Annotated in this window: 22 protein-coding genes; 16 read left to right on the top strand and 6 right to left on the bottom strand. The window is 61.5% G+C overall.

Going from position 1 to position 25,042, the window contains the following annotated elements; genetic code table 11:
* Positions 1-71: 71 nt before the first annotated feature.
* Complete coding sequence (locus PSJE_RS18195; RefSeq protein WP_090452005.1) at positions 72-998, top strand: SdiA-regulated domain-containing protein; 927 nt, start codon at positions 72-74, stop codon at positions 996-998.
* Positions 999-1,105: 107 nt separating this feature from the next.
* On the top strand, positions 1,106-2,023 hold the full coding sequence (locus tag PSJE_RS18190; RefSeq protein ID WP_090452003.1) for an SdiA-regulated domain-containing protein: 918 nt from the start codon (positions 1,106-1,108) through the stop codon (positions 2,021-2,023).
* Between the two features lie 79 nt (positions 2,024-2,102).
* On the opposite strand, the gene rpiA is transcribed toward PSJE_RS18190, so the two are convergent.
* Entirely contained in the window at positions 2,103-2,777 is a 675-nt protein-coding gene (gene rpiA / locus PSJE_RS18185; RefSeq protein WP_046039153.1) for a ribose-5-phosphate isomerase RpiA, read from the bottom strand.
* Positions 2,778-3,044: 267 nt separating this feature from the next.
* Here rpiA and ilvA point away from each other — a divergent pair, with 267 nt between their 5' ends.
* Both ilvA and PSJE_RS18175 read left to right on the top strand, forming a co-directional pair.
* On the top strand, positions 3,045-4,559 hold the full coding sequence (gene ilvA / locus PSJE_RS18180) for a threonine ammonia-lyase, biosynthetic (RefSeq protein WP_057712867.1): 1,515 nt from the start codon (positions 3,045-3,047) through the stop codon (positions 4,557-4,559).
* A 40-nt stretch (positions 4,560-4,599) separates the two neighbouring features.
* Positions 4,600-5,025, top strand: coding sequence for a DUF2269 domain-containing protein (locus PSJE_RS18175; RefSeq protein WP_090452001.1), 426 nt, complete (start codon positions 4,600-4,602; stop codon positions 5,023-5,025).
* Between the two features lie 106 nt (positions 5,026-5,131).
* On the opposite strand, the gene PSJE_RS18170 is transcribed toward PSJE_RS18175, so the two are convergent.
* Positions 5,132-5,788 carry a histidinol-phosphatase gene (locus tag PSJE_RS18170; protein WP_057712869.1) on the bottom strand — a complete coding sequence of 219 codons (657 nt, stop codon included), beginning with the start codon at positions 5,786-5,788 and terminating at the stop codon, positions 5,132-5,134.
* 143 nt (positions 5,789-5,931) lie between these two features.
* On the opposite strand from PSJE_RS18170, the gene PSJE_RS18165 reads away from it, so the two are divergent.
* On the top strand, positions 5,932-6,411 hold the full coding sequence (locus tag PSJE_RS18165; RefSeq protein ID WP_053163553.1) for an RNA pyrophosphohydrolase: 480 nt from the start codon (positions 5,932-5,934) through the stop codon (positions 6,409-6,411).
* Between the two features lie 22 nt (positions 6,412-6,433).
* Positions 6,434-8,713 carry a phosphoenolpyruvate--protein phosphotransferase gene (ptsP, locus tag PSJE_RS18160; protein ID WP_090451999.1) on the top strand — a complete coding sequence of 760 codons (2,280 nt, stop codon included), beginning with the start codon at positions 6,434-6,436 and terminating at the stop codon, positions 8,711-8,713.
* Between the two features lie 114 nt (positions 8,714-8,827).
* On the opposite strand, the gene PSJE_RS18155 is transcribed toward ptsP, so the two are convergent.
* Entirely contained in the window at positions 8,828-9,574 is a 747-nt protein-coding gene (locus PSJE_RS18155; RefSeq protein WP_090451997.1) for an NRDE family protein, read from the bottom strand.
* 133 nt (positions 9,575-9,707) lie between these two features.
* On the opposite strand from PSJE_RS18155, the gene PSJE_RS18150 reads away from it, so the two are divergent.
* The 3 genes from PSJE_RS18150 (at position 9,708) to PSJE_RS18140 (ending at position 12,415) form a co-directional block, all read left to right on the top strand.
* Entirely contained in the window at positions 9,708-10,490 is a 783-nt protein-coding gene (locus PSJE_RS18150) for a sulfite exporter TauE/SafE family protein (RefSeq protein ID WP_057712872.1), read from the top strand.
* A 97-nt stretch (positions 10,491-10,587) separates the two neighbouring features.
* Complete coding sequence (gene lgt, locus PSJE_RS18145; protein ID WP_057712873.1) at positions 10,588-11,394, top strand: prolipoprotein diacylglyceryl transferase; 807 nt, start codon at positions 10,588-10,590, stop codon at positions 11,392-11,394.
* 49 nt (positions 11,395-11,443) lie between these two features.
* A complete protein-coding gene (locus tag PSJE_RS18140) occupies positions 11,444-12,415 on the top strand; it encodes a thymidylate synthase (protein ID WP_090451995.1) in 972 nt (323 codons plus the stop codon).
* A gap of 123 nt (positions 12,416-12,538) precedes the next feature.
* On the opposite strand, the gene cadR is transcribed toward PSJE_RS18140, so the two are convergent.
* Positions 12,539-12,988: a Cd(II)/Pb(II)-responsive transcriptional regulator gene (cadR, locus tag PSJE_RS18135; protein ID WP_057712875.1), complete on the bottom strand. Its 450-nt coding sequence runs from the start codon at positions 12,986-12,988 to the stop codon at positions 12,539-12,541.
* A 93-nt stretch (positions 12,989-13,081) separates the two neighbouring features.
* Here cadR and PSJE_RS18130 point away from each other — a divergent pair, with 93 nt between their 5' ends.
* The 7 genes from PSJE_RS18130 to PSJE_RS18100 all read left to right on the top strand — a co-directional run bounded on the left by PSJE_RS18130 (position 13,082) and on the right by PSJE_RS18100 (position 22,148).
* Positions 13,082-15,343 carry a heavy metal translocating P-type ATPase gene (locus tag PSJE_RS18130; protein WP_090451993.1) on the top strand — a complete coding sequence of 754 codons (2,262 nt, stop codon included), beginning with the start codon at positions 13,082-13,084 and terminating at the stop codon, positions 15,341-15,343.
* Between the two features lie 16 nt (positions 15,344-15,359).
* Entirely contained in the window at positions 15,360-16,223 is an 864-nt protein-coding gene (locus PSJE_RS18125) for a LysR family transcriptional regulator (protein WP_090451991.1), read from the top strand.
* Between the two features lie 251 nt (positions 16,224-16,474).
* Positions 16,475-17,551: a putative 2-aminoethylphosphonate ABC transporter ATP-binding protein gene (locus PSJE_RS18120; protein ID WP_090451989.1), complete on the top strand. Its 1,077-nt coding sequence runs from the start codon at positions 16,475-16,477 to the stop codon at positions 17,549-17,551.
* Positions 17,551-19,275: a putative 2-aminoethylphosphonate ABC transporter permease subunit gene (locus PSJE_RS18115; RefSeq protein WP_090451987.1), complete on the top strand. Its 1,725-nt coding sequence runs from the start codon at positions 17,551-17,553 to the stop codon at positions 19,273-19,275. The genes PSJE_RS18120 and PSJE_RS18115 overlap by 1 nt, the downstream gene beginning before the upstream one ends.
* Positions 19,276-19,313: 38 nt before the next feature.
* Positions 19,314-20,339 carry a putative 2-aminoethylphosphonate ABC transporter substrate-binding protein gene (locus PSJE_RS18110; protein ID WP_057712880.1) on the top strand — a complete coding sequence of 342 codons (1,026 nt, stop codon included), beginning with the start codon at positions 19,314-19,316 and terminating at the stop codon, positions 20,337-20,339.
* Between the two features lie 118 nt (positions 20,340-20,457).
* Positions 20,458-21,591: a TIGR03364 family FAD-dependent oxidoreductase gene (locus PSJE_RS18105; protein WP_090451985.1), complete on the top strand. Its 1,134-nt coding sequence runs from the start codon at positions 20,458-20,460 to the stop codon at positions 21,589-21,591.
* Complete coding sequence (locus PSJE_RS18100; protein WP_090451983.1) at positions 21,591-22,148, top strand: phosphonate degradation HD-domain oxygenase; 558 nt, start codon at positions 21,591-21,593, stop codon at positions 22,146-22,148. The genes PSJE_RS18105 and PSJE_RS18100 overlap by 1 nt, the downstream gene beginning before the upstream one ends.
* 132 nt (positions 22,149-22,280) lie before the next feature.
* Here PSJE_RS18100 and PSJE_RS18095 read toward each other — a convergent pair whose 3' ends face one another.
* Positions 22,281-23,645 carry a GTPase/DUF3482 domain-containing protein gene (locus PSJE_RS18095; protein ID WP_090451981.1) on the bottom strand — a complete coding sequence of 455 codons (1,365 nt, stop codon included), beginning with the start codon at positions 23,643-23,645 and terminating at the stop codon, positions 22,281-22,283.
* Entirely contained in the window at positions 23,638-25,008 is a 1,371-nt protein-coding gene (locus PSJE_RS18090) for a DUF2868 domain-containing protein (protein WP_090451979.1), read from the bottom strand. The genes PSJE_RS18095 and PSJE_RS18090 overlap by 8 nt, the downstream gene beginning before the upstream one ends.
* Between the last annotated feature and the right edge of the window lie 34 nt (positions 25,009-25,042).

The following is a 25,042-nucleotide window of genomic DNA, read 5'->3' as shown; positions in this document are numbered from 1 at the left end:
GCTTTCGGCCTCTGAGCCGGCCCCAAACTGTGCTATTACCCCTAGCCTGAATTTCTGGAACGCATTCCCCGATGGCCACTTCTCCGCTTTCCACGCTTGAACCTGTCCGCCGTTCGCGCTTCGCCCTGCGTTGGCACACCTGGCTGCTGCTGGTGGCTGTTGTCGCCTACGGCGTTGCATTCGCCATGCACTGGGATTCGCGGGGCGTGCTCTGGGTGAAGGAACAATTCAAGAGCCCGGCCGAGCGCCAGGCGAGCATCTGGCTGCCGGACTATCGTGCGGTGATCGATGCCAAGCCGTTACCGGGCATGGAGAAGGATGAAGCATCGGACATGGTCTACGACCCTCAGACCAAGACTCTGTTTTCGGTCATGGGCAAGAACCCGTTCCTGGTCGAATTGAACCTGCAGGGCGATGTGCTGCGCAAAATGCCGCTGGTGGGCTGGAGCAACCCTGAGGGCGTCACCGTGCTGGGCGACGGCCGGCTGGCCATTGTCGATGAGCGCGAGCATCTGATCTCTATCGTCAAGGTCGATGCCGATACCCGCGAATTGAATATGGCCGATTTCCCGAAATACGACCTCGGGCCTTCCAGCGACCAGAACAAGGCGTTCGAGGGTGTCACCTGGGACCCGAGCAATCAGCAACTGCTGCTGGGCGAAGAGCGCCCGCCGGCATTGTTTGCCTGGAAAGGTGACGGCAAGGTCCTGACCGGCGACAAGCTGAAGCTGGCCAGCCATGCGCTGGACATGCGCAACTTGTCTGCCTTGGCCGTCGACCCGCGGACTGGCCACATGCTGGTGTTGTCCGCCGACTCGCACCTGTTGCTGGAGCTGGACAAGAAGGGTGAGCAGGTCAGTTTCATCACCCTGCTGCGTGGCTTCAACGGCCTGAAAAATACGATTCCCCGTGCCGAAGGCGTGACCATGGATGAAGCGGGCACGCTGTACATGGTGAGTGAACCGAACCTGTTTTATCGCTTTGAAAAACAGAAGTAACCAACGCCTGCGCTGATTGCCTGTACGTAAAAGGCCAGCGGCCATTAAGCTTCAGTTCAGACGGGCGTGATATTTCATCCGCCTGTTTTGACCCCGAGCCCACCCGAATGCGTCGATTTGCCCGCCCCAAATCCCTGATTCTGATTCTGTCGGTGATGTTGCTGATCGCATTGATAGCGATCGCCCAGTACATGCGCCTGTTCGAGCGTACCTGGTTCAATCTGCATACGCTGTGGCAGCCGGTGAGTTCCCGGTCCATGGGCCTGGACCAGTATCAGGTCGTGACCGAAGCGCAGGTGATCGATGGCCTGGCCGACAACGTTTCAGCGCTGACCTACGACCCGGTACGCAAAAGCCTGTTCACCGTCACCAACAAACGAAGCGAGCTGATCGAGTTGTCCCTCGACGGCAGGATCTTGCGTCGTGTGGCGCTGGTCGGTTTCGGCGATCCGGAGGCGGTGGAGTTCATCAGCGAAGACATCTACGTGGTCACTGACGAAAGTCAGCAGCGGCTGATCAAGATTCGTCTGGAGCAGGACACCACTTTCGTTGATGCGGCAGATGCCGAGCAGATGACCATTGGCGTTCACATGGGCGGCAACAAGGGCTTCGAGGGCCTGGCTTACGATTCAGTGGGCAAGCGCCTGTTCGTCGCCAAGGAGCGCAACCCGATGCTGATCTACGAGGTGCACGGTTTTCCGCGCTTCAATCCTGAAGAATCCTACTCGGTGCACGTGATCAACGACCCCAAGCGTGATGCCGGGATGTTCGTGCGGGATCTGTCGAGCCTGCAATACGATGAGCGCAGCGGGCATTTGCTGGCGCTGTCGGATGAGTCGCGATTGATTCTGGAGCTGGATGTGGATGGGCGGCCGCTGAGCACAATGTCATTGAGCAAGGGACGCCATGGCCTGCAAAAAACCGTGCCGCAAGCGGAGGGGATCGCCGTGGACGACGACGGTACGCTGTACATCGTCAGCGAGCCGAACCTGTTCTACGTGTTCAAGAAACCCACGCAACTCTGACCGACACCACAAAACACTGTGGGAGCAAGCTCGCTCCCACAGGTTTTTCATCTGCCCACAAAAATGTGGGCGGTCCTGGTTACTCAGCGCGCAGGGTCTTCACGCCTTCGCTGGTCCCCAGCAACAACAGATCCGCCGGACGTGCCGCGAACAAACCGTTGGTGACCACGCCGACGATCGCATTGATCTGCGTCTCCAGTTCCACCGGATTGGTGATCTGCATGTTGAACACGTCGAGGATGATGTTGCCGTTGTCGGTCAGCACGCCTTCGCGGTAAACCGGGTCGCCGCCGAGCTTCACCAGTTCGCGGGCCACGTGGCTGCGGGCCATCGGGATCACTTCCACCGGTAGCGGGAAAGTACCGAGGACCGGCACCAGTTTGCTGGCGTCGGCGATGCAGATGAAGGTCTTGGCCACGGCCGCGACAATCTTCTCGCGGGTCAGGGCAGCGCCGCCGCCCTTGATCAGGTTCAGGTGCTCGTCACTTTCATCGGCACCGTCGACGTAGAACTCCAGATCGCTGACGGTGTTCAGTTCGTACACCGGAATCCCGTGGCCCTTGAGGCGCGCGGCGGTGGCTTCGGAACTGGCGACGGCGCCGTCGAATGCGCCCTTGTGCTTGGCCAGCGCGTCGATGAAGCAGTTGGCGGTGGAGCCGGTGCCGACCCCGACGATGCTCTTGTCGTCGAGTTTCGGAAGGATGAAGTCGACGGCGGCCTGAGCCACTGCCTGTTTGAGTTGATCCTGGTTCATGCGGGCTCCGGGGTGCCTGGGAGGGGACGAAAGGCCGGCATTATAGGCTTCGGGGCGGGGAAGGTCATTGCCCGATTGGCAGGTCGTGACTGTTCCCTGTAGGAGCGAGCCTGCTCGCGATGGTCGTGAACGATAACGCGTAAAACCGGACGGCCCGTGGCGCCCTCGAGTTTTTCGCGAGCAGGCTCGCTCCTACAGGGTGGTCGCACGCCTGAAAGCCGGGTTAGACTCCTTGGTCCTGCCCAACCCGCTCAGTGATGCTTTCCGATGCTTGAACAGTACGTCAAAAAGATCCTCACCTCGCGCGTTTATGACGTTGCCGTAGAAACTCCGTTGCAGTCTGCCCGCCAGCTCTCCGAGCGGCTGGGCAACAGCATTTGGCTCAAGCGCGAAGACTTGCAGCCGGTGTTCTCGTTCAAGATTCGCGGCGCCTACAACAAGTTGACCCAGTTGAGCGACGAAGAACGCGCTCGCGGCGTGGTCACCGCGTCGGCGGGCAACCATGCACAAGGCCTGGCCCTGGCGGCGAAGGTGCTGGGTGTGAAAGCGACCATCGTCATGCCCAAGACCACCCCGGAGATCAAGGTCGAAGGCGTGCGCTCCCGTGGCGGCAAAGTGGTGCTGCACGGCGACTCGTTCCCGGAAGCCCTGGCCTACTCGCTGAAACTGGTCGACGAAAAAGGCTACGTCTACATTCACCCGTACGACGATCCCCACACCATTGCCGGGCAGGGCACCGTGGCGATGGAGATTCTGCGCCAGCACCCGCAGCCATTGGATGCGATTTTCGTCCCGGTGGGTGGCGGCGGCCTGATCGCCGGCATCGCGGCGTACGTGAAGTACCTGCGCCCGGACATCAAGATCATCGGCGTCGAACCGGATGACTCCAATTGCCTGCAAGCGGCCATGGCGGCCGGCGAGCGCGTGGTACTGCCGACCGTAGGCCTCTTCGCCGACGGTGTTGCGGTGGCCCAGATCGGTCAGCACACCTTTGACATCTGCAAAGACCATGTCGACGAAGTGATCACCGTCAGCACCGATGAAATCTGCGCCGCCATCAAGGATATCTACGACGATACCCGCTCGATCACCGAACCTGCCGGCGCCTTGGGCGTGGCCGGGATCAAGAAGTATGTCGAGCAGCGCGGCGTCAGCGGCCAGACCTTCGTGGCCATCGACTCCGGGGCCAACGTCAACTTCGATCGCCTGCGCCACGTCGCCGAGCGTGCGGAGCTGGGCGAGGGCCGCGAAGCGATCATCGCCGTGACCATTCCCGAGAAACCGGGCAGCTTCAAGGCGTTCTGCGAGGCCATCGGCAAGCGCCAGATCACCGAATTCAACTACCGCTACAACACCGGCAGCGAAGCGCACATCTTTGTCGGCGTGCAGACCCATCCGGAAAACGACCCGCGCAGCGCGCTGATCGCCAGCCTGAGCGAGCAGGGTTTCCCGGTGCTGGACCTGACCGACAACGAACTGGCCAAGCTGCACATCCGTCACATGGTCGGCGGGCGTGCGGCGCATGTGGTCGATGAAGTGATCCTGCGTTTCGAATTCCCGGAGCGTCCGGGGGCGCTGTTCAACTTCCTCAACAAGCTGGGCGGGCGTTGGAACATCTCAATGTTCCACTACCGCAACCATGGCGCGGCGGATGGCCGGGTCGTCGCGGGCCTGCAGGTGCCCCACGACGAGCGCCACCTGGTGCCGGCGGCGCTGGAAGAAATCGGTTACCCGTACTGGGACGAAAGCGACAACCCGGCCTATCAGCTGTTTCTTGGCTGAACGGCTACGCTGACGGGCAAGGCAATAAGGAAATCTGACAATGGAAACGTTAACTGCTCTGAAAGCGGCGCACATGGTGGCGACAGTTGTACTGCTGGCTTGTGCGCTGGGGCTGGGAGTCTGGATTTTGCTGGCGCGGCGCAAGGGTGACGCGACGGCGGGTAGTCGCACCTTGCAGCGGCCAAGGGTGTTTGTCTGGCTGCTGATGGGCCTGGCACTGCTGAGCATGCCGTTTACCGGCTGGTGGATGGTGCACCTGGTGGGCTGGCCGCTGGGGCAGACCTGGTTGCTGGCCTCCAGCGTGCTGTACACCGTGGCGGCACTGGCGTGGTTCTGGCTGCTGGTGCGGCTCAACAAACTGCGCAAGACACCGGGTGGCGTGGGGAAATTCACCTTTGCCTTGGCGTTGTTCAGCTTTGTCTGCTTTGTCGCCATTGCCGGGTTGATGGGGGCCAAGCCTGTGTAGGAGCGAGCTTGCTCGCGAAAAACTCAAGATCGCCGCGGGGCATCAGGTGCCCCGCGTTATCGTTAACGACCATCGCGAGCAAGCTCGCTCCTACAGTAAGGCGATATCAGCCGCGCAGGCTGATCACCGGCCAGCCACGCTTCTCGGCCTCGGCCCGCAGGTTCGGATCCGGATCGACCGCCACCGGATGGGTCACCTGCTCCAGCAACGGAAAATCATTCATCGAATCGCTATAGAAGTAGCTGTCTTCCAGCGTAAACCCGGTTTCCTCCAGCCAGCGATTCAAGCGCGTAACCTTGCCCTCGCGGAAGCACGGCACGTCGGTGCTGCGCCCGGTGTAGCGGCCATCGACCATTTCGCATTCTGTGGCGATCAGGGTTTCGACCCCCAAGCGCTCGGCAATGGGGCCTGTGACGAAGCGGTTGGTCGCCGTGATGATCACCAGTTTGTCGCCGGCATCGCGGTGCTTCTTCAGCAGTTCAAGTCCCTTGGGCAGCACGATCGGTTCGATGCAATCGCGCATGTAATCGCTGTGCCACTGATCCAGCGTGGCCATTTCGGTGCGGCCGAGTACCTCCAGGCAGAAGTTCAGGTAAGCAGCGTTATCCAGTTTGCCGGCCAGGTAATCCTGGTAGAACGCATCGTTGCGAGTCTTGTAGGCGACGGCGTCGAGAAAGCCGCGTTCGCACAGGTAATCGCCCCAAGCGTGATCGCTGTCACCGCCCAGAAGGGTGTTGTCCAAATCGAATAAAGCCAGGCGCATTGCAGTTACCCGCTGAAAAGTCAGTAAAAAGGCGACAAGAATACGGTCTTTTCACAAGAGTGCACATAAGGTAGGAACCTTCGTTGCCGCCTTCACAACCTTTGTGGAACAATGCGGCGACATGCGTTTGCGAGGTTGTTGCCGTGATCGACCCCGATGGTTTTCGCCCCAATGTCGGGATCATTCTGACGAATGACGCCGGCCAGGTGCTATGGGCTCGCCGAATCAATCAAGATGCCTGGCAGTTTCCGCAGGGGGGAATCAACCCCGAAGAGACGCCGGAAGACGCCTTGTACCGCGAGCTGAACGAAGAAGTAGGCCTTGAGCGCGAAGATGTTGAAATTCTCGCCTGCACCCGGGGCTGGTTGCGCTATCGTTTGCCGCAACGTCTGGTACGTACCCACAGCCAACCGCTGTGCATCGGCCAGAAACAGAAATGGTTTCTCCTGCGCCTGGTCTCCAACGAGCAGCGGGTGCGGATGGATTTGACCGGTAAACCGGAATTCGATGGCTGGCGCTGGGTCAGCTATTGGTATCCGTTGGGCCAGGTGGTGACATTCAAGCGCGAGGTGTATCGACGCGCTCTCAAAGAGCTTGCCCCGCGCCTTTTAGCGCGCGACTGACGACGGAGTTCGACCCCGAGCCATGCTCAATACGCTGCGCAAGATCGTCCAGGAAGTTAACTCCGCCAAGGATCTCAAGGCGGCGTTGGGGATTATTGTGTTGCGCGTCAAAGAGGCCATGGGCAGCCAGGTCTGCTCGGTCTACCTGCTTGATCCGGAGACCAACCGGTTCGTACTGATGGCCACCGAGGGCTTGAACAAGCGCTCGATCGGCAAGGTCAGCATGGCCCCCAACGAAGGTCTGGTGGGTCTGGTCGGCACGCGTGAAGAACCCCTGAACCTCGAAAACGCCGCGGACCACCCGCGCTATCGCTACTTCGCCGAAACCGGTGAAGAGCGTTTCGCTTCGTTCCTCGGCGCGCCGATCATCCACCACCGTCGCGTCGTCGGCGTGTTGGTCATCCAGCAAAAAGAGCGTCGCCAGTTCGATGAAGGGGAAGAAGCCTTCCTCGTGACCATGAGCGCGCAGTTGGCCGGCGTTATCGCCCATGCCGAGGCCACAGGCTCCATCCGTGGCCTGGGTCGTCAGGGCAAGGGCATCCAGGAAGCCAAGTTCGTCGGCGTACCGGGCTCGCCGGGTGCCGCGGTCGGTACTGCGGTGGTCATGCTGCCGCCCGCCGACTTGGACGTGGTGCCGGACAAGACCATCACCGACATCGACGCCGAACTGGGGCTGTTCAAGACCGCCATCGAGGGCGTGCGCGCCGACATGCGCACCTTGTCCGCCAAGCTTGCCACGCAGTTGCGCCCGGAAGAGCGGGCCTTGTTCGACGTCTACCTGATGATGCTCGACGATGCTGCGCTGGGCAGCGAAGTGACCACCGTGATCAAGACCGGCCAGTGGGCCCAGGGTGCGTTGCGCCAGGTGGTCACCGATCACGTCAACCGTTTCGAATTGATGGACGACGCTTACCTGCGCGAGCGAGCATCGGACGTCAAGGATCTCGGCCGTCGCTTGCTGGCTTATTTGCAGGAAGAGCGCCAGCAAACCCTGGTCTACCCCGACAACACCATTCTGGTCAGCGAAGAACTGACGCCGGCGATGCTCGGCGAGGTGCCGGAAGGCAAGCTGGCCGGCCTGGTGTCGGTACTCGGTTCCGGTAACTCCCACGTCGCGATCCTGGCCCGCGCCATGGGCATCCCGACCGTGATGGGCCTGGTCGACCTGCCATACTCCAAGGTCGACGGCATCCAGATGATCGTCGACGGCTACCATGGCGAGGTCTACACCAACCCGAGTGAAGTGCTGCGCAAGCAGTTCGCCGAGGTGGTCGAGGAAGAGAAACAACTGGCCCTGGGGCTGGATGCGCTGCGCGATCTGCCGTGCGTGACGGTCGATGGCCACCGCATGCCGCTGTGGGTCAACACCGGCCTACTGGCGGATGTGGCGCGTGCGCAGAAGCGTGGTGCCGAAGGCGTGGGCCTGTACCGCACCGAAGTGCCGTTCATGATCAACCAGCGTTTCCCGAGCGAAAAGGAACAACTGGCGATCTACCGCGAGCAACTGTCTGCGTTCCACCCGCAACCCGTCACCATGCGTACCCTGGACATCGGCGGCGACAAGTCACTGTCGTACTTCCCGATCAAGGAAGATAACCCGTTCCTCGGCTGGCGCGGCATTCGCGTCACCCTCGACCACCCGGAAATCTTCCTGGTGCAGACCCGTGCCATGCTCAAGGCCAGCGAAGGCCTGAACAACTTGCGGATTCTGCTGCCGATGATCTCCGGCACCCATGAATTGGAAGAAGCGCTGCACCTGATCCACCGCGCCTGGGGCGAAGTACGCGACGAAGGCTGCGACGTGCCGATGCCGCCGATTGGCGTGATGATCGAGATTCCGGCGGCGGTGTACCAGACCAAAGAACTGGCGCGGCAAGTGGATTTCCTGTCGGTCGGTTCCAACGACCTGACCCAGTACCTGCTGGCCGTGGACCGCAACAACCCGCGGGTGGCCGACCTTTACGATTACCTACACCCCGCAGTGCTTCAGGCGCTGCAGAACGTGGTGCGTGATGCCCACGCCGAAGGCAAGCCAGTGAGCATCTGCGGTGAAATGGCCGGTGATCCGGCGGCGGCGGTGCTGTTGATGGCGATGGGGTTCGACAGCCTGTCGATGAACGCCACCAACTTGCCGAAAGTGAAGTGGATGCTGCGCCAGATCAACCTGAGCAAGGCCAAGGAATTGCTGGCTGAGCTCATGACTATCGATAACCCGCAAGTGATTCACAGCTCGTTGCAGCTGGCGCTGAAGAACCTCGGGTTGGCGCGGATGATCAATCCGGCAGCAATCAAGCCCCTCTAGAGTTGCGGCGCCCCATTCGCGAGCAAGCTCGCTCCCACACTGGATCTGTGAACGCCGCAAATCCCCTGTGGGAGCGAGCTTGCTCGCGATGAGGCCTGTGCTGGCAACACAAGACTAAAGCCTGATCTCCACTTCCCCAAGATGCCCGCCATACGGCCCGAAACTCCTTTCGACCATATGCAGCGCCCCATCCGCCTGCACAATCAACGCTGTACTCGCCCGCGTTCCATAACTCTGGCTGGCAATGAACACGCTCGACAACAACGTTTCGGTGACCAGCCCCACTCCGGTATCCGGCAACTCGGCAAACGGCGCGGTCTGCGCATCGCTCAATAACGCCAGCAGCGCCTGAGGCTTCGGATCATCCAGCACCTCGCTCAATGCAGCCTTGGCCTTGAGCAGCTTCGGCCACGGCGTATCCAGCCCGGCGTTCGACACGCCGTAGACTCCCGGTTGCAGCATTACGGCTTCCGATTCCCGGGCGTTGAAGTGCCAGAGCTCGTTCCTGTTGCCAACCAGTAGATTGAAACCGCCATATTCAGGCGAACGTCTGACAACGTCGGCCAAATAGTCATCAATCGAGCAATCGCCCTCGAGGAATCGCGCGACCAGCTCCCCACGAGACTTGCGTCCCGGCGGTCGATGGGGATCGCGGATGTTGGTCAGTGCCGCAAATCGTCCGTTGGCACCGACACCGAGCCAGGTGCCACCGGCCTCGAGGTCGCGCCCGGCATGCACATGCGGCGCTTCGGGCCATGGCGCCAGGGGCAGGCTGGGGCGGGCGTAGAATTCATCGCGATTGGCCGCCACGACCAGCGGCTGGGCATGACCCGGTCGCCAGGCAAAAACAATCAGGCACATCAGGCTGTCCTTGTGTGTTTTTTGCTCACTCTACGCAGACATCGCTCATCGATCCATCGCCTTGCACAGTGGAGCTTGAGGCCATGCATCCGTTACCATGCCGCTCCGGTTTTGGGGATGCGGGCGGGACGACATGGAATTTCTGCTCTATCTGGCGCTCGGCGCCTGTGCAGGTGTACTCGCCGGGCTGTTTGGCGTGGGCGGCGGGATCATCATCGTCCCGGTGCTGGTGTTCAGCTTCAAGGCCCAAGGGTTCGATCCGTCGATCCTCACGCACCTGGCGGTGGGTACCTCCCTGGCGACGATCATCTTTACCTCGGTCAACGCGGTACGCGAGCATCATCGCCGTGGCGCCGTGCGTTGGCCGATCTTCATGTGGATGACCGTCGGCATTCTGGTCGGTGCCGGGTTTGGCGCGCTGACGGCCGAAGCGATTTCCGGCCCCAACCTGCAGAAGCTCATTGGTGTTTTCGCCCTGGTGATCGCCGCTCAGCTGGCGCTTGAGGTCAAACCCAAGGCCAGCCGAACCGTGCCGGGCAAACTCGGTCTGACCGTGGCCGGCAGCGTGATTGGCTGGGCTTCGGCGATTTTCGGCATTGGCGGTGGTTCGTTGACCGTGCCATTCCTGACCTGGCGCAGTGTGCCGATGCAGCAAGCCGTGGCCACTTCATCGGCCTGCGGTCTGCCGATTGCCCTGGCCAGTGCATTAAGTTTCATGATTCTGGGCTGGCACGATCCGTTGCTCCCGGCCCATAGTCTCGGTTTCATTTATTTGCCGGCGTTGCTGGGCGTTGCCCTGACCAGCATGGTGTTCGCCCGCTTGGGCGCGCGATTGGCCCACAGGTTGTCGCCGAGGTTGCTGAAACGGCTGTTTGCCGCTTTGCTGTTCTGCGTTGGCCTGAACTTTCTAGTCTGAAGCATCTGCTCTGACGGGCAGCGCAATCCTGGCTTAATCCTGAGGTGGCAGCGTCGCCCGGGAATTTTTAAGATTTGAACTCTAACGAGGAGTCGCAATGCTGCCTTACCCGCAGATCGACCCGGTGGCCCTGGCCATCGGTCCGCTGAAAATCCACTGGTACGGTCTGATGTACCTGATCGGCATCGGCGGCGCCTGGCTGCTGGCCTCCCGCCGGTTGAACCGCTTCGACCCGACCTGGACCAAGGAAAAACTCTCCGACATGGTGTTCTGGATGTCGATGGGGGTGATTGTCGGCGGGCGCTTGGGTTATGTGCTGTTCTACGATCTGGGCGCCTATCTGGCCAACCCGACGCTGATCTTCGAAGTGTGGAAGGGCGGTATGTCGTTCCACGGCGGTTTCATCGGCGTGATGCTGGCGGCATTGTGGTTCGGCAAGAAGAACAACAAGTCGTTCTTCCAGCTGATGGATTTCGTTGCGCCGATGGTGCCGATTGGCCTGGGCGCCGGGCGTATCGGCAACTTCATCAACGCCGAGTTGTGGGGCAAGGCAACCGACGTGCCGTGGGCGATGGTCTTTCCGACCGATCCGGCGCAACTGGCGCGTCATCCGTCGCAGCTGTACCAGTTCGCCCTCGAAGGCGTGGCACTGTTCCTGATCCTGTGGCTGTTCTCGCGCAAGCCGCGGCCGACTATGGCGGTATCGGGGATGTTCGCGCTGTTCTATGGCATCTTCCGTTTCATCGTCGAGTTCGTCCGCGTACCGGACGCCCAGTTGGGCTATCTGGCCTGGAACTGGCTGACCATGGGCCAGGTGCTGTGCGTACCGATGATCGTCGGCGGGCTGTTCCTGATCTGGCTGGCGTATCACCGCGCCCCGGCGACTCCAGCGGCAGCCGTATAAAATTCGAACCCCGCAGCGATGGTTGCGGGTTCAAGGACACAGGTAATTCATGAAGCAATATCTCGAACTGGTCGCCCACGTCATCAAGAACGGCACCAAACAGGCCAATCGTACCGGCGTGAACACCATCAGTTTTCCCGGTGCGATGCTGCGTTATGACCTGCAGGAAGGATTCCCGGCGATCACCACGCGCAAGATGGCCTTCAAATCCGCCATCGGCGAAATGTGCGGATTCCTGCGTGGCGTAAATAACGCTGCCGAATTCCGCGCCCTGGGCTGCAAGGTCTGGGACCAGAACGCCAACGAAAACGCCCAGTGGCTGGCCAACCCGTTCCGTCAGGGCGAAGACGACCTCGGCGAAATCTACGGCGTGCAATGGCGCAAATGGCCGGCGTACAAACAGATCCCGGTCAGCAACCCGGCTGCCATCGAGCAGACCCTGAGCCAGGGTTATCGCCAGATTGCCGAAGGCGAGGAAGACGGTCAGGCCTACGTGGTGCTGTACAAGGCCATCGACCAGGTTCGCCAGTGCGTCGATACCATCATCAAGGACCCGGGCAGCCGCCGCATCCTGTTCCACGGCTGGAACTGCGCTCAGCTCGATGAAATGGCCCTGCCGCCGTGCCACTTGCTGTATCAGTTCCACCCGAATGTCGAGACCAGGGAGATTTCCCTGACCCTCTACATTCGCTCCAACGACCTGGGCCTGGGCACGCCGTTCAACCTCACCGAAGGCGCTGCGCTGCTGAGCCTGATCGGTCGCCTGACCGGCTACACGCCACGCTGGTTCACCTATTTCATCGGTGATGCCCACGTCTACGAAAACCACCTGGACATGCTCAACGAACAGCTCAATCGCGAGCCCTTCCCGATGCCGAAACTGGTGATTTCCGACCGTGTGCCGGAGTTTGCCAAGACGGGTGTTTATCAGCCGGAATGGCTGGAGCTGGTGGAACCGGGCGATTTCTCGCTGGAAGGCTACGAACACCACGCGCCGATGACCGCGCCGATGGCGGTCTGAAAAAACACCACCGACCCTGTGGGAGCGAGCTTGCTCGCGATAGCGGTGTATCAGTCGACATCCATGTTGGCTGAACAGACGCCATCGCGAGCAAGCTCGCTCCCACAGGGTTTTGTGTTGTTTCTAGTGGCCGTGACTACGGCCCACATGGGAATGCTCCACCTCCGTCGCCACCACCCCGCCGCTCACTTCCAGCCGCTGCAAAATCCCGCATTGATCGATACTTGGCCCTTCGCCGCAGCGTTGGCGCAGGTCGAGCAGTTGCGTCTGCAAGGCCAGCAAGCCGTCGATCCGCGCCTTTACATGGTGGATGTGCTCGTCAATCAGCGCGTTGACGCTTTCGCACTGATCCTGCGGACTGTCGCGAAACGCCAGCAGGCTGCGGATTTCTTCGAGCGTCATGTCGAGGGTGCGACAGTTGCGGATGAAGGTCAGGCGCTCGGCGTGGGCCTGGGTATAGACGCGATAATTGCCGTCACTGCGGGCCGGTTCCGGCAGAAGGTTCTCGCGCTCGTAGTAGCGGATCGTTTCCACGGCGCAGTCCGTGAGTTTCGCCAACTCTCCAATTTTCATGACGCCAATCTCCAAAACTCCAGAAAGGGTGCTTGACCCTATAGTGGCTACAGGGTCTTTACTTGGCAACAGGCACTCTTATGGACGCAACCAATGAGCGATTCCCTGCACTCCCACAAACCCGGGGCTGAGCACGAGCACAGCCACAAGCTCAAGCCCGTGCAAAAACATGGCCACGGCGGTCACGGCGACGCCTGCTGCTCATCTAAAGCGGCAGCGCCTGCGCTGGTAAAACTGAGCGAATCGCCGACGCCCGGAGCCCGACTGAGCAGTTTCCGCATTGAGGCAATGGACTGTCCAACTGAACAGACGCTGATTCAGAACAAGCTAAGCAAACTGACCGGCGTGCAGCAGCTTGAGTTCAATCTGATTAATCGGGTGCTCGGCGTAACCCACGATTTGCCCTGTATCGAGCCGATCGTCGAGGCCATCAAATCCTTGGGCATGCAGGCCGAGCCGATGGACCAGGGTGATGAAACCCCGGCGCCCGCGCCCCGGAAAAAGCCGTGGTGGCCCCTGGCACTGTCCGGTGTTGGTGCATTGCTGGCAGAAGTTATCCACTTCACCGGTTTCGCGCCGAACTGGGTGGTGGCGGTTATCGCGCTGGTCTCGATTCTCAGTGGTGGCCTCGGTACTTACAAAAAAGGCTGGATCGCCCTTAAAAACCGCAATCTGAACATCAACGCGCTGATGAGCATTGCCGTGACCGGCGCGGTGCTGATCGGCCAGTGGCCGGAAGCGGCGATGGTGATGTTCCTGTTCACCGTGGCCGAGTTGATCGAAGCCAGGTCCCTTGACCGCGCGCGCAATGCCATCAGCGGTTTGATGCAGATGACGCCGGACACGGCAACGGTGTTGCAGGCTGACGGGGTCTGGCTTGAGCAGGATGTCAAAAACATTGGGCTCGGCGCGCGGGTGCGGGTGCGCCCCGGCGAGCGTATCGGCCTGGACGGCGAAGTGCTGTCCGGTCGCTCGACCATCGATCAGGCGCCAATCACCGGTGAAAGCCTGCCGGTGGAAAAAACCGTCGGCGACAAAGTCTTCGCCGGCACCATCAATCAGGCCGGGTCCCTGGAGTACGAGGTGACCGCCGCGGCGGATAACTCGACCCTGGCCCGCATCATCCACGCCGTCGAACAGGCCCAGGGCGCGCGGGCGCCGACCCAGCGTTTCGTCGACAGTTTCTCGAAAATCTACACCCCGGCAGTGTTCGTCCTGGCCCTGGCCGTGGCGGTGATCCCGCCATTGTTCATGGGCGAGTTGTGGTTCGATTGGATCTACCGGGCGCTGGTGCTGCTGGTGGTGGCCTGCCCGTGTGCGCTGGTGATCTCCACACCGGTGACCATCGTCAGCGGCCTCGCGGCGGCGGCGCGTAAAGGCATTCTGGTCAAGGGCGGCGTTTATCTGGAGGGCGGTTACAAGCTCGACTACCTGGCCCTGGACAAGACCGGCACCATCACCCACGGCAAACCGGTGCAGACCGATTACCTGTCGCTGGACCCGACCGCCGACGACTCGGCGCCCGCCATTGCCGCCGCGTTGGCCGGGCGCTCGGATCACCCGGTTTCCCTGGCCATCGCCAAGGCGGCTGTGGATAACCAGGCCGCGACGCTGATTGTGGATAACTTCGAAGCGCTGGGCGGGCGCGGGGTGCGCGGCGAGATCAACGGCCAGCTCTACCATCTGGGCAACCATCGTCTTGTGGAGGATCTGGGCCTGTGTTCGCCAGCGCTGGAAGAAAAGCTGTTTGCCCTGGAAAAGCAGGGCAAGTCGGTGGTGCTGCTGCTTGATTCGTCCGGCCCGTTGGCGCTGTTTGCCGTGGCGGACACGGTAAAAGAGTCCAGCCGCGAAGCGATCCGGCAACTGCATGACCTGGGTATCAAAACCCTGATGCTCACGGGCGATAACGTCCACACCGCGCAGGCCATTGCAGCACAAGTCGGCATCGACGAGGCCAAGGGCGACCTGTTACCGGGGGACAAATTGCAGGCTATCGAAACTCTCTATGCTCAAGGGCATCGGGTCGGCATGGTCGGCGACGGCATCAATGATGCACCTGCACTGGCGCGTTCCGAAATCGGCTTCGCCATGGCCGCTGCGGGCACCGATACCGCGATCGAAACCGCCGATGTCGCCCTGATGGACGACGATCTGCGCAAAGTTCCGGCATTCATTCGCCTGTCCCGGCAGACTTCGAGCATCCTCAAACAGAACATCGCCCTGGCTTTGGTCATCAAGGCGATCTTTCTTGGGGTAACCTTTGCCGGGATCGCTACCATGTGGATGGCAGTGTTCGCCGATATGGGCGTGAGTTTGCTGGTGGTGTTCAACGGTTTGCGCCTGCTGCGCAAGTAAAGGATGAGGGACGGTTGTGCTGAGTGCCGAGCTGAAGGCGTTTTACATGGTGGCCCGCCTGGGCAGCATTACCCAGGCTGCCAAAAAGCTTGGCCTGAGCCAGCCGACGGTGACGACGCAGATCCGCAACCTCGAAAGTCAGTACTCGGTCGAGCTGTTCTATCGCGGCGGCAGGCGTCTCAGCGTCAGTGAGGAGGGCGCGCGGCTGCTGCCTATGGTCAAGGTGCTGATGCAACAGGAAGCCGACATCGAGTTTTTCCTGCGTAACTGCGGCCAGGTCCAGGGCACGTTGCGTATTGCCGCCACGGCGCCGTATTACATCCTCGACCTGGTGAAAACGTTCCGCGAACGCCTGCCGCAGGTGGAGGTGTCGGTGGAAATCGGCAACTCCCAGCAAGTGCTCGAAGCACTGGAGGATTACCGTGTCGATGTCGCGGCCTCGTCGCAGTTGCTCGATGACGCACGACTGATTCGCCGGGTGCTCGGCAGCGATCCGTTGGTGCTGGCGGTGCATCGCAATCATCCGCTGGCGGTTCACGATCACGTACCGCTCAGCGCGCTGGCCGGACATACCTTGCTGATGCGTGAGCCGGGCTCGACCACCCGTCGTTTGACCGAAGAGTTACTGACCAGTGCTGGCGTGTGCTTCGGTCCGCTGCTGGAGATCGGCAGTCGTGAATCGATCCGCGAAGCAGTGCTGCGCAACATCGGTATCAGCATCATTGCCCGTCAGGAAGTGCCGCACGATCCGCAGTTGCGGGTGCTGACTATCGAGAATGCGCCGCAGATTCCCGAATACCTGTACTGCCTCAAGGAACGCAAAAACGCGCGGCTGCCGGCGGCGTTTCTTGGGTTGGCGCAGGAAATGTCCCCGGCCTGAATTCTGTGGTGCCTGTACCGACCTCATCGCGAGCAAGCTCGCTCTCACAGGGATTTTGGGTGTTCACACAATCTGTGTTTCACCTCAAACCCACTGTGGGAGCGAGCTTGCTCGCGATGAGGCCAGTTCAGGCAACACAAGACTTGAACCAAAATCCTCGAATACCACTATCGGCAGTTTTTGCCTTACTGCCACATGACGGACTCATTACAACTCTAGGATGGCCCTCATCTGCTCGATGAGGTCCGTCCATGAACAACCCGATCGCAACTGCCCTGACCAACCCCGGCGCACCGATGAAAGTGCGCGGTGTACAGAAGCGTTTTGGCGCCTTCACGGCGCTGGATGACGTGTCCCTCGACGTGGCGGCCGGTGAGCTGGTGTGTCTGCTGGGGCCGTCGGGCTGTGGCAAGACCACCTTGCTGCGCTGCATCGCCGGTCTGGAGAAGCAGGACAGCGGCGAGTTGTACCTGGGCGATCGCGACGTTTCCCACCTGGCGCCCCAGGCGCGGGACTACGGCATTCTGTTCCAGTCCTACGCGTTGTTTCCCAATCTCACCGTCGAAGCGAACATTGCCTACGGCCTCGCCGGCAGCGGTCGTGACGAAGTGCGCCGTCGAGTCGGCCAGATGCTGGAATTGGTCGGCCTGGTCGGCAGCGAGAAAAAGTATCCCGGCCAGTTGTCCGGCGGCCAGCAGCAGCGGGTTGCACTGGCTCGCGCCCTGGCCCCGGCACCTTCGCTATTGCTGCTGGACGAACCGATGTCGGCCCTCGATGCCCGGGTGCGCGAGCATCTGTGCACCGAGTTGCGCCAACTGCAACGCAACCTCGGCATCACTACCCTGATGGTCACCCATAATCAGGACGAGGCCATGCTGATGGCCGACCGTATCGCCGTGATGAACAACGGCAAGGTCGAGCAGTACGCCACGCCGCAGGAAATCTACAACCGCCCGGCCACGCCATTCGTGGCGGAGTTCGTCGGCCAGGGTAACTGGCTACCCTTCCAGCGCAACAGCGACAGCCACGCCCAGGTCGGCGGGATGAACATGCGTCTGGCCGAAGGCAGCGCCAAGTCCGCGTCGGGCCGTTTGTTCTGCCGTCCGGAAGCGATCAACGTCAACCCGCTGGTGCACGAGGAAAACCTGTTCCCGGCCAAGGTTCGTGAAATCACCTTCCTCGGCAATCGCTGCCGCATGAGCTTCGAGCTCGATCAGTTGCCGGGGCACCCGCTGTTGGCGGAGTTGGCGCCAGAAGCCATGCCGCGCCTTGGTGCCCAGCAGATCATGGTCGCCTTGCCGCCGCGTAGCCTGCAGGTGTTTGCCTGATGAGCGCGAACATCGCGCTGCCGCTGCCGCACAAGCAGGTTCGGCAGACCACCCGCGCCGAGATCGGTGACCGGTTGTTCGTGATCGGCGGCAAAGTCCTCATGCTGGTGTTGTTGGGCGTTGCCGTATTGATGCCGTTGCTGGCGATTCTCTGGCGCGGTTTCAGCGCCGAGGCCGGGCAGGGCGGTGGCTGGGTCGCAGCGAAAGAGCTGGTGACCAGCGAGAACTTCCACTGGTTGCTCGGTAACAGCCTGAAGGTTTCCCTCAGTGTCGCGGCCATTGTCGTACCGCTGGCCTACCTGTTTGCCTACGCGCTGCAACGAACCTTGATTCCCGCCAAAGGCATTTGGCGTGGCATTTCCCTGCTGCCATTGATGGCGCCCTCGATGTTGCCCGGCATCGCGCTGGTTTATCTGTTCGGCAACCAGGGCATGCTGCGTGGCCTGCTCTCGGACAACATCTACGGCTTCTGGGGCATTGTGCTTGGTGAAGTCATCTACACCTTCCCGCACGCCTTGATGATTCTTCTGTCGGCCCTGTCCTTGGCCGATGCGCGACTGTTCGATGCCGCCTCCAGCATGGGCGCGAGTCCTGCAAAAGCCTTCCGCAGCATCACCTGGCCGGCGACCCGTCAGGCCGTGTTCGCCGCATTCTGTCTGGTGTTCACCCTGACCATCACTGACTTCGGCGTACCAGTGGTTGTCGGTGGCGACTATCAAGTGTTGGCGCTGGAGGCCTACAAGGCGGTGGTCGGCCAGCAACAGTTCGGTCGTGGCGCGTTGATCGGCATGGTGTTGCTGCTACCGGCGCTGTTCAGCTTCGGGGTCGATGCCTGGTTGCGTCGGCGTCACGGTGATTCCATGAGCGGTCGTGCCCAGGTGTTCAAACCCGCGCCGTCGAAGCTGCGCGACAGCTGCTACCTGGCTATCGTCCTGCTGATCTGCGCCGCGTTGCTGCTGGTGTTCGGCATGGCGGTGTTCTCGTCCCTGGTGAAGTTCTGGCCGTACAACCTGTCGCTGTCGCTCAACCATTATCAGTTCAACGAAACCGCCGGCGGTGGCTGGCTGGCCTATGGCAACAGCCTGAAGATGGCCTTGGGCACGGCGTTGATCGGCAGCCTGCTGATCTTCACCGGCGCCTACCTGATGGAAAAAACCAAGGGTCAGCGCGGCCTGAACCTGACCCTGCGCATGCTCAGTTTCGTACCGATGGCGGTGCCAGGCCTGGTGCTGGGGTTGGGTTACGTCTTCTTCTTCAACCTCACCGGCAACCCGCTGCACGTGTTCTACGGCAGCATGACGCTGCTGATCGTCTGCACCATTGCTCACTATTTGACCACCGCACAAATGACCGCCACCACCGCGCTGCGTCAACTCGATGCCGAATTCGAAGCCGCCGCTCTGTCGCTCAAGGCGCCGCTGTACCGCCACTACCTGCGCGTCACTGTGCCGATCTGCCTGCCGGCGCTACTGGACATCGTGCGTTACCTGTTCGTCTCGGCCATGACCACCGTTTCGGCGGCGATCTTCCTCTACAGCCCCGACACCATCCTCGCGGCAGTGGCGGTGCTGAACATGGATGACGCCGGCAACGTCGGCGGTGCGGCAGCGATGTCGACCCTGATCCTGATTACCTCGGCGGGCGTGTCCCTGCTGCTGGCCTGGGCCTCGCGCGGTTTGCTGCGCCGCTCCCAGGCCTGGCGGCAGACCACACCCGGTCATTGAATCTGCACAACCCCTCAACTCAAAAACAGGAAAAGATCATGTTCAAGCCTATGGCCCTGGCCGCTGCTGTCCTCACCGCTTTCAGCCTGAACGCCTTTGCGGCGAAAACCGAGTTGACGGTGTACACCGCTCTCGAAGCCGAACAACTGAAGACCTACAAGCAAGCGTTCGAAAAGGCCAACCCGGACGTCGAAATCAAATGGGTGCGTGATTCCACCGGCATCATCACCGCCAAACTGCTGGCCGAAAAAGCCCGTCCGCAGGCTGACGCCGTGTGGGGCCTGGCCGCTTCGAGCCTGGCGATTCTCGATCAGCAAGGCATGCTGCAAAGCTACGCGCCGAAAGACCTGGGCAAGATCGGCGCCAACTACCGCGACGCGGCCAACCCACCAGCCTGGGTCGGCATGGACGTGTGGGCCGCGACCATCTGCTTCAACACCGTCGAAGCCGAGAAGCAGGGCCTGACCAAGCCCGTGAGCTGGCAGGACCTGACCAAGCCTGAGTACAAAGGCAAGATCGTCATGCCAAACCCGGCATCGTCCGGCACCGGCTTCCTCGACGTCAGCGCCTGGCTGCAAACCTTCGGCGAGAAGCAGGGCTGGGCCTACATGGATGGCCTGCACCAGAACATCGGCCAGTACGTTCACTCCGGTTCCAAGCCTTGCAAACTGGCGGCTGCTGGTGAATTCCCGATCGGTATTTCCTTCGAGTACCCGGCTGTTCAACTGAAACGCCAGGGCGCACCGCTGGACATCATCCTGCCGAAGGAAGGCCTGGGTTGGGAGATCGAAGCGACTGCCGTGATCAAGGGCACTGCCCACGAAGAGGCGGCGAAGAAACTGGCTGACTTCTCGGCCAGCCCTGAGGCGATGGAGCTCTACAAGGAAAACTTCGCCGTGCTCGCCCAGCCTGGCATCGCCAAGCCACAGACCGAACTGCCGGCCGACTACGAACAACGCCTGATCAAGAACGACTTCGCCTGGGCCTCGAAGAACCGCGACGAGATCCTGACCGAGTGGCGCAAGCGCTATGACGGCAAGTCCGAGAAAGTGGCGGCCAAGTAAGATCTTTATCGGCTGAAAGGGCCTCATCGCGAGCAAGCTCGCTCCCACATAAGGCATGCGGTCTCCTGTGGGAGCGGGCTTGCTCGCGAAAGCGGTTTCAAATTCAGGACAAGACCCCATGACACAACACAACGACATGCTGATCGTCGGCGCCGGCATCCTGGGCTTGTCCCACGCATATGCTGCCGCCAAGCGCGGTCTCAAGGTCACGGTTTTCGAGCGCAGCGAAGCGCCCCTCGGCGCTTCGGTGCGCAACTTCGGCCAGGCACTGGTCACTGGCCAGCCGCCGGGGCCGATGCTGGAACTGGCCCGCGCCAGTCGCGAAATCTGGGGTGATTGGGCCCAGCTCGCCGGCCTGCAACTCAAGCGCAATGGCTCGTACCTGTTCGCCCGAACCGAGGCGGAAGAACAGCTGCTGCAAGCCTTCTGCGACGGCCGCGCGGTGGAGCACGGTTACCGTGTCGACCTGTTGCGCGGCGCAGCATTGCGCGATTTGTACGACGGTCAGTTCCGTCATCACCGTGCGGCGTTGCATGGCATGGACGATCAGCAGTTGTATTCCCGCGAAGCGATTCCGGCGTTGATCGATTTCCTGCGCCGCGACCTGGGGGTCAAGTTTCACTTTTCTACCCTGGTGCGCGATATCGAGCCGGGTCGCCTGCACAGCACCGCTGGCAGCTTCAGTGCCGAGCAGATCATTGTCTGCTCCGGCCACGATTATCAGACGTTACTGGCCGAACAGATCGCTGAACTCGAGCCGCAAATTTGCCGCCTGCAAATGCTCCGCGCCCGACCGCAAATCCACCTCAACCTGCAACACGCGCTGCTCACCGGTTTGAGTTGCGTGCACTACGGCGCCTTCGCCGACTTGCCGGAGGCCGCGGCGGTGCAGGCAGACATTCTGCGGCACGCGCCGCACCTGCACGAAAACGGCATCCACCTGCTGATCAGCCCGACGCCCTATGGCGAGTTGATCATTGGCGATTCGCACCATTACGGCAGCGATCCGTCGCCCTTCAATGCCGAGCAGGTCGATGACTGGATGATCGAGCTGGCCGAGCAAACTCTGGGCTGCAAGGTGCAGGTGGTCGAACGCTGGCAGGGGGTCTATGGTTCACGGGGGCCGGGACCGTTTTCGTTCCTGCGCCCGGCAAAAGGCCTGAGCGTGGCGTTGATGCACACCGGTGTCGGCATGAGCGTCGGGCCGGCGATGGCTGAACGAAACATCGCAGCTGTGTTGGGGGAAATCTGATGGGGCGCAATGAACAAGTCGTCGCCGAAGTATTCAGTCTGTACGAGCGTTTTGGCGACAGCGATTACATCGGTGAACCGGTTTCGCAGATCGAGCACATGTCCCAGGCGGCGGAACTGGCCATGGCCGAAGGCTTCGACGATGAAGTGGTGCTGGCGGCGTTCTTTCATGACATCGGGCATATCTGTGGTGAAAGCGCGGAGAACATGGGCGGCTTCGGCGTTGTCAGCCATGAGCGTCTGGGCGCGGATTATCTGCGCCGCGTCGGCTTCAGCGAGCGTATGGCTCGGCTGGTCGAATACCACGTGCAGGCCAAGCGTTACCTGACGCTCAAGGAGGCGGGATACTACGAGCGCTTGAGTGAAGCCAGTCGCCGAACCCTGGAATATCAGGGCGGGGTGATGACGGCTGAAGAGGCTGAGGCGTTCGAGAAGGACCCGTTGTGTGCCGTGAGCTTGCGCATGCGCCAGTGGGATGAGCTGGCGAAAGAGATGCATGTGCCGGTGATTGATCTGGCAGTGTTGAAGGGCAAAGCGGTGCGGCTGTTGGCTGCATAAAGCCTTTGAACCGAGGCGCGGCCATCGCGAGCAAGCTCGCTCCCACATTGGATCTGTGATCGACACAAATCCCCTGTAGGAGCGAGCTTGCTCGCGATGGCGTCAGTCCAGGCAAAGCAAGTGTTCCTGCCTCTACAGCTGTTGTGCCAGAACCTCGATCTGCTCCTGCCGCTCCCCCTGATTCAATTTTGAATGAGGATTGAGCGACGACCACTGCGGATGCGCCCGCGCCTTGTTCAGGGCCTCGGGCAGTTTGCCTTCGCGCCAGGTTTTATCCTGTGGCGTGGCCACCTGAATACTGTCCATCGCCGCGTGCCCACGGGCATTGAGCGCTTGCAGCAATTGCCGCTGGCGCAACGCCAACAGGCGCAGCACGTTGTCATCCACCGTCAGTTCGCGCTGGCCCTTGATCTTGCCGAGCAAGCGGCTGCCATAACTGCGGGCGGTTTGCAGCGCGCCGCCGGCAATCGCTCCGGCTAATGCCGCCGCGCCTAGCGTGATGCCGCCCACCAGCAAATCGACCCCGGCCCCGGCAGCGGCACCCGCTGCGATACCGCCACCGACTCGAACGCCCAGTTGTTTCAGGGTTTCCGGGTTGAACAAATCGTCGCCCCAACGACCGTCGAGCAATGGCAAATCACTGGCGGCGGCATCCTGTGGGCGGAAGGCGTACAGCTTGAGCAGGGACTCGACGCAACGCTGCTCACGCTGGCGCACGGCTTTGCGCAGTTCGCTGATTGCCTTTTGTTCCTGCTCGGCTTCACTGACCACACTGCGTCGGCAGGCAGCGCAATCGATCAATAATTCGGCAATCAATCGCTCTGCGCTTTGTTGGCGAGCCAGACGCTGGGCTTGCTGATCGGCAATCAGTCGTTCGAGCTGCGGCCGGGCAGTTTCCAGCAGCAGGGCGAGACTTTCATAGAGTCGACGCTCGCCATCCTCCGGCGGCGCGACGCTGTCGAAGCGCACCAAGGCATGCAAGCCCAGCCGCGCCAGCGCTTCACGCCAGGCCGGTTCGCGGTGGTTGGCGCTGCTGACGAAATTCAGCACCGGCAGCAAGGGTTTGCCGCAACCGGCCAGCACTTCCAGCTCGTCGCGATACTTGGCCAGTACCGGTTCCCTGGCGTCGATCACGTAGAGCCCTGCGTCCGACGCCAGTAACTGGCGCAGCACCTTGGCTTCCTGTTCGAAGCGTTGCCGGGCTTCGCTGCCATCCAGGAAACGCGCCAGCCGCGCCGGGCCGTCGAGGCGTTCGCCAGGCCGCTCCAGGCGTTCGAGGTAGTCGAGCAGGGCGATGGCGTCTTCCAGGCCCGGGGTGTCGTAGAGATCGAGCAAGGGCTCGCCGTCCACCGACAACCGTGCGCCCTCGACATGCCGCGTGGTGCTGGGACGATGGGACACTTCACCGAAGCCGACGTCGCGGGTCAGGGTGCGCAGCAGTGAGGTTTTACCGACGTTGGTGTGGCCGACCACGGCGAGTTTCAGGGGATTAGTCATGACCCGTCTCCAGCCAGTTCATCGGTGCACAATCGGCAAACGGCAGCTCAAGCTGTTGCAGCGCCACGTGCCAGTCGCCCAGACGTTCCGCGTCCAGTGCTTCACCGGGGGGCGCCTGCAACAACCACACGCGGGTGGCGCTGGCGCTGCGGGCCAGTTCGGCAATCAGGGCCAGGCTGCCGCGATCCGGCGAGCGCCGTGGATCGCACGCAATGGCCAGGCGTGCCGGGGGAAAGCGGGTCAATTGTTCGAGGAGTTTGTGTCGCGATTCGCGGCTGTCGAGGATGCCAGCGTTGCTCACGTTTTTCGGCAATTGCGGTGGCCACGGGCGGTCGTCGTCCAGCTCGATGGCGACCAATAGAGCACCATCACTTTGTTGTTCGCTGACGCCGCTTTCCACGCGATGCAGTTGCTCAGGCGCCGCATCGCTGATGCCGAGACGCTCGCTGGTGGGCATCAAGCGTTCGCGAAGCTGTGCGTAGCCGGGCAGGTTCAAATCCAGGCGGAGCGCCGTTTGCCCGGATTTCCAGCGCCACAGGCAAAACAGTGCGAGCAGCAGGCGCGGCAAAATCCCATAGACCAGCAGAACGCCAACCAGCCATGCTGCCCAGGCCTGGCGCGCGCTTTCGATACTCAGTGCGGCGTCGCCGCTGGCACGGATCATCTGCTCGGTGGGAACACTGAAACCGAGCAGGGCCGGCAGGGCGCCAAGCGCCTGGGTTACGGCAATAAAGGTGTCGGCACTGAGGATGGTGGTTTCCCAGACGAAGCCGTAGCGCCGGGTTGCCATCAGTGTCAGCAGAATGACCAAGGCGCTGATCATCGCCAGCAACCACAGGCCGTTGACCAATACGCCGATGGCCCAGCGATTGAGTTTCTGCCGTTGCAACAACAGGAGCAGGGCGGGGGCCAGTTGCGCGGCCTTTGCGTCCCGGGCGAGTTTTTCACTTAGCCACAGCCATAGTCGCCCGAGGCTGGCGCCGTGTTCTCCGGCAAACGCCAGGCCCAGGGCCCAACTCAGCAGCAGGATCAGGTTGAGCCCGAGCAGGCTGCCCAAGGCCCAGAACACATTCACCGGGTGCAGGCCATCGCCCATTGCGGCAAAGGCCAGGCCGGCGCCGCTGATCACCGCCAGCACCGCCATTACGATCAGCGCCAGTCGTGCGCCTTGCAGCCAGTGTTTGAGGGCCGTAACCAAGCCATCACGTTCAGCCAGCCACAGGGCCCGGCGTTGAATGCGCGACGGCAAATCACCGCCGACGCTGCGGGCCAGCCGGTTGGCTTCAAGGTCTTCCAGGGGGCCTGCGTGTTCTTCGCGCAGGCGGATAGTTTCTGTCAGCCAGAGGGTATTGAGTTCAGTCACGCGGCATCCCGTCGCTTCATTGAGCTGAGAGCAT

It is taken from the genome of Pseudomonas jessenii, assembly GCF_002236115.1.
Classification (GTDB): domain Bacteria; phylum Pseudomonadota; class Gammaproteobacteria; order Pseudomonadales; family Pseudomonadaceae; genus Aquipseudomonas; species Aquipseudomonas jessenii.
Note: the sequence above shows the minus strand (reverse complement) of the source record. Positions and strands in the feature narration are given on the sequence as shown.

Bases quoted from the DNA above. Each gene is read 5' to 3' on its own strand.
- PSJE_RS18195 (WP_090452005.1), top strand. From the start codon at position 72: ATGGCCACTTCTCCGCTTTCCACGCTTGAACCTGTCCGCCGTTCGCGC.
- PSJE_RS18190 (WP_090452003.1), top strand. From the start codon at position 1,106: ATGCGTCGATTTGCCCGCCCCAAATCCCTGATTCTGATTCTGTCGGTG.
- rpiA (WP_046039153.1), bottom strand. From the start codon at position 2,777: ATGAACCAGGATCAACTCAAACAGGCAGTGGCTCAGGCCGCCGTCGAC.
- ilvA (WP_057712867.1), top strand. From the start codon at position 3,045: ATGCTTGAACAGTACGTCAAAAAGATCCTCACCTCGCGCGTTTATGAC.
- PSJE_RS18175 (WP_090452001.1), top strand. From the start codon at position 4,600: ATGGAAACGTTAACTGCTCTGAAAGCGGCGCACATGGTGGCGACAGTT.
- PSJE_RS18170 (WP_057712869.1), bottom strand. From the start codon at position 5,788: ATGCGCCTGGCTTTATTCGATTTGGACAACACCCTTCTGGGCGGTGAC.
- ptsP (WP_090451999.1), top strand. From the start codon at position 6,434: ATGCTCAATACGCTGCGCAAGATCGTCCAGGAAGTTAACTCCGCCAAG.
- PSJE_RS18155 (WP_090451997.1), bottom strand. From the start codon at position 9,574: ATGTGCCTGATTGTTTTTGCCTGGCGACCGGGTCATGCCCAGCCGCTG.
- PSJE_RS18150 (WP_057712872.1), top strand. From the start codon at position 9,708: ATGGAATTTCTGCTCTATCTGGCGCTCGGCGCCTGTGCAGGTGTACTC.
- lgt (WP_057712873.1), top strand. From the start codon at position 10,588: ATGCTGCCTTACCCGCAGATCGACCCGGTGGCCCTGGCCATCGGTCCG.
- PSJE_RS18140 (WP_090451995.1), top strand. From the start codon at position 11,444: ATGAAGCAATATCTCGAACTGGTCGCCCACGTCATCAAGAACGGCACC.
- cadR (WP_057712875.1), bottom strand. From the start codon at position 12,988: ATGAAAATTGGAGAGTTGGCGAAACTCACGGACTGCGCCGTGGAAACG.
- PSJE_RS18130 (WP_090451993.1), top strand. From the start codon at position 13,082: ATGAGCGATTCCCTGCACTCCCACAAACCCGGGGCTGAGCACGAGCAC.
- PSJE_RS18120 (WP_090451989.1), top strand. From the start codon at position 16,475: ATGAACAACCCGATCGCAACTGCCCTGACCAACCCCGGCGCACCGATG.
- PSJE_RS18115 (WP_090451987.1), top strand. From the start codon at position 17,551: ATGAGCGCGAACATCGCGCTGCCGCTGCCGCACAAGCAGGTTCGGCAG.
- PSJE_RS18110 (WP_057712880.1), top strand. From the start codon at position 19,314: ATGTTCAAGCCTATGGCCCTGGCCGCTGCTGTCCTCACCGCTTTCAGC.
- PSJE_RS18105 (WP_090451985.1), top strand. From the start codon at position 20,458: ATGACACAACACAACGACATGCTGATCGTCGGCGCCGGCATCCTGGGC.
- PSJE_RS18100 (WP_090451983.1), top strand. From the start codon at position 21,591: ATGGGGCGCAATGAACAAGTCGTCGCCGAAGTATTCAGTCTGTACGAG.
- PSJE_RS18095 (WP_090451981.1), bottom strand. From the start codon at position 23,645: ATGACTAATCCCCTGAAACTCGCCGTGGTCGGCCACACCAACGTCGGT.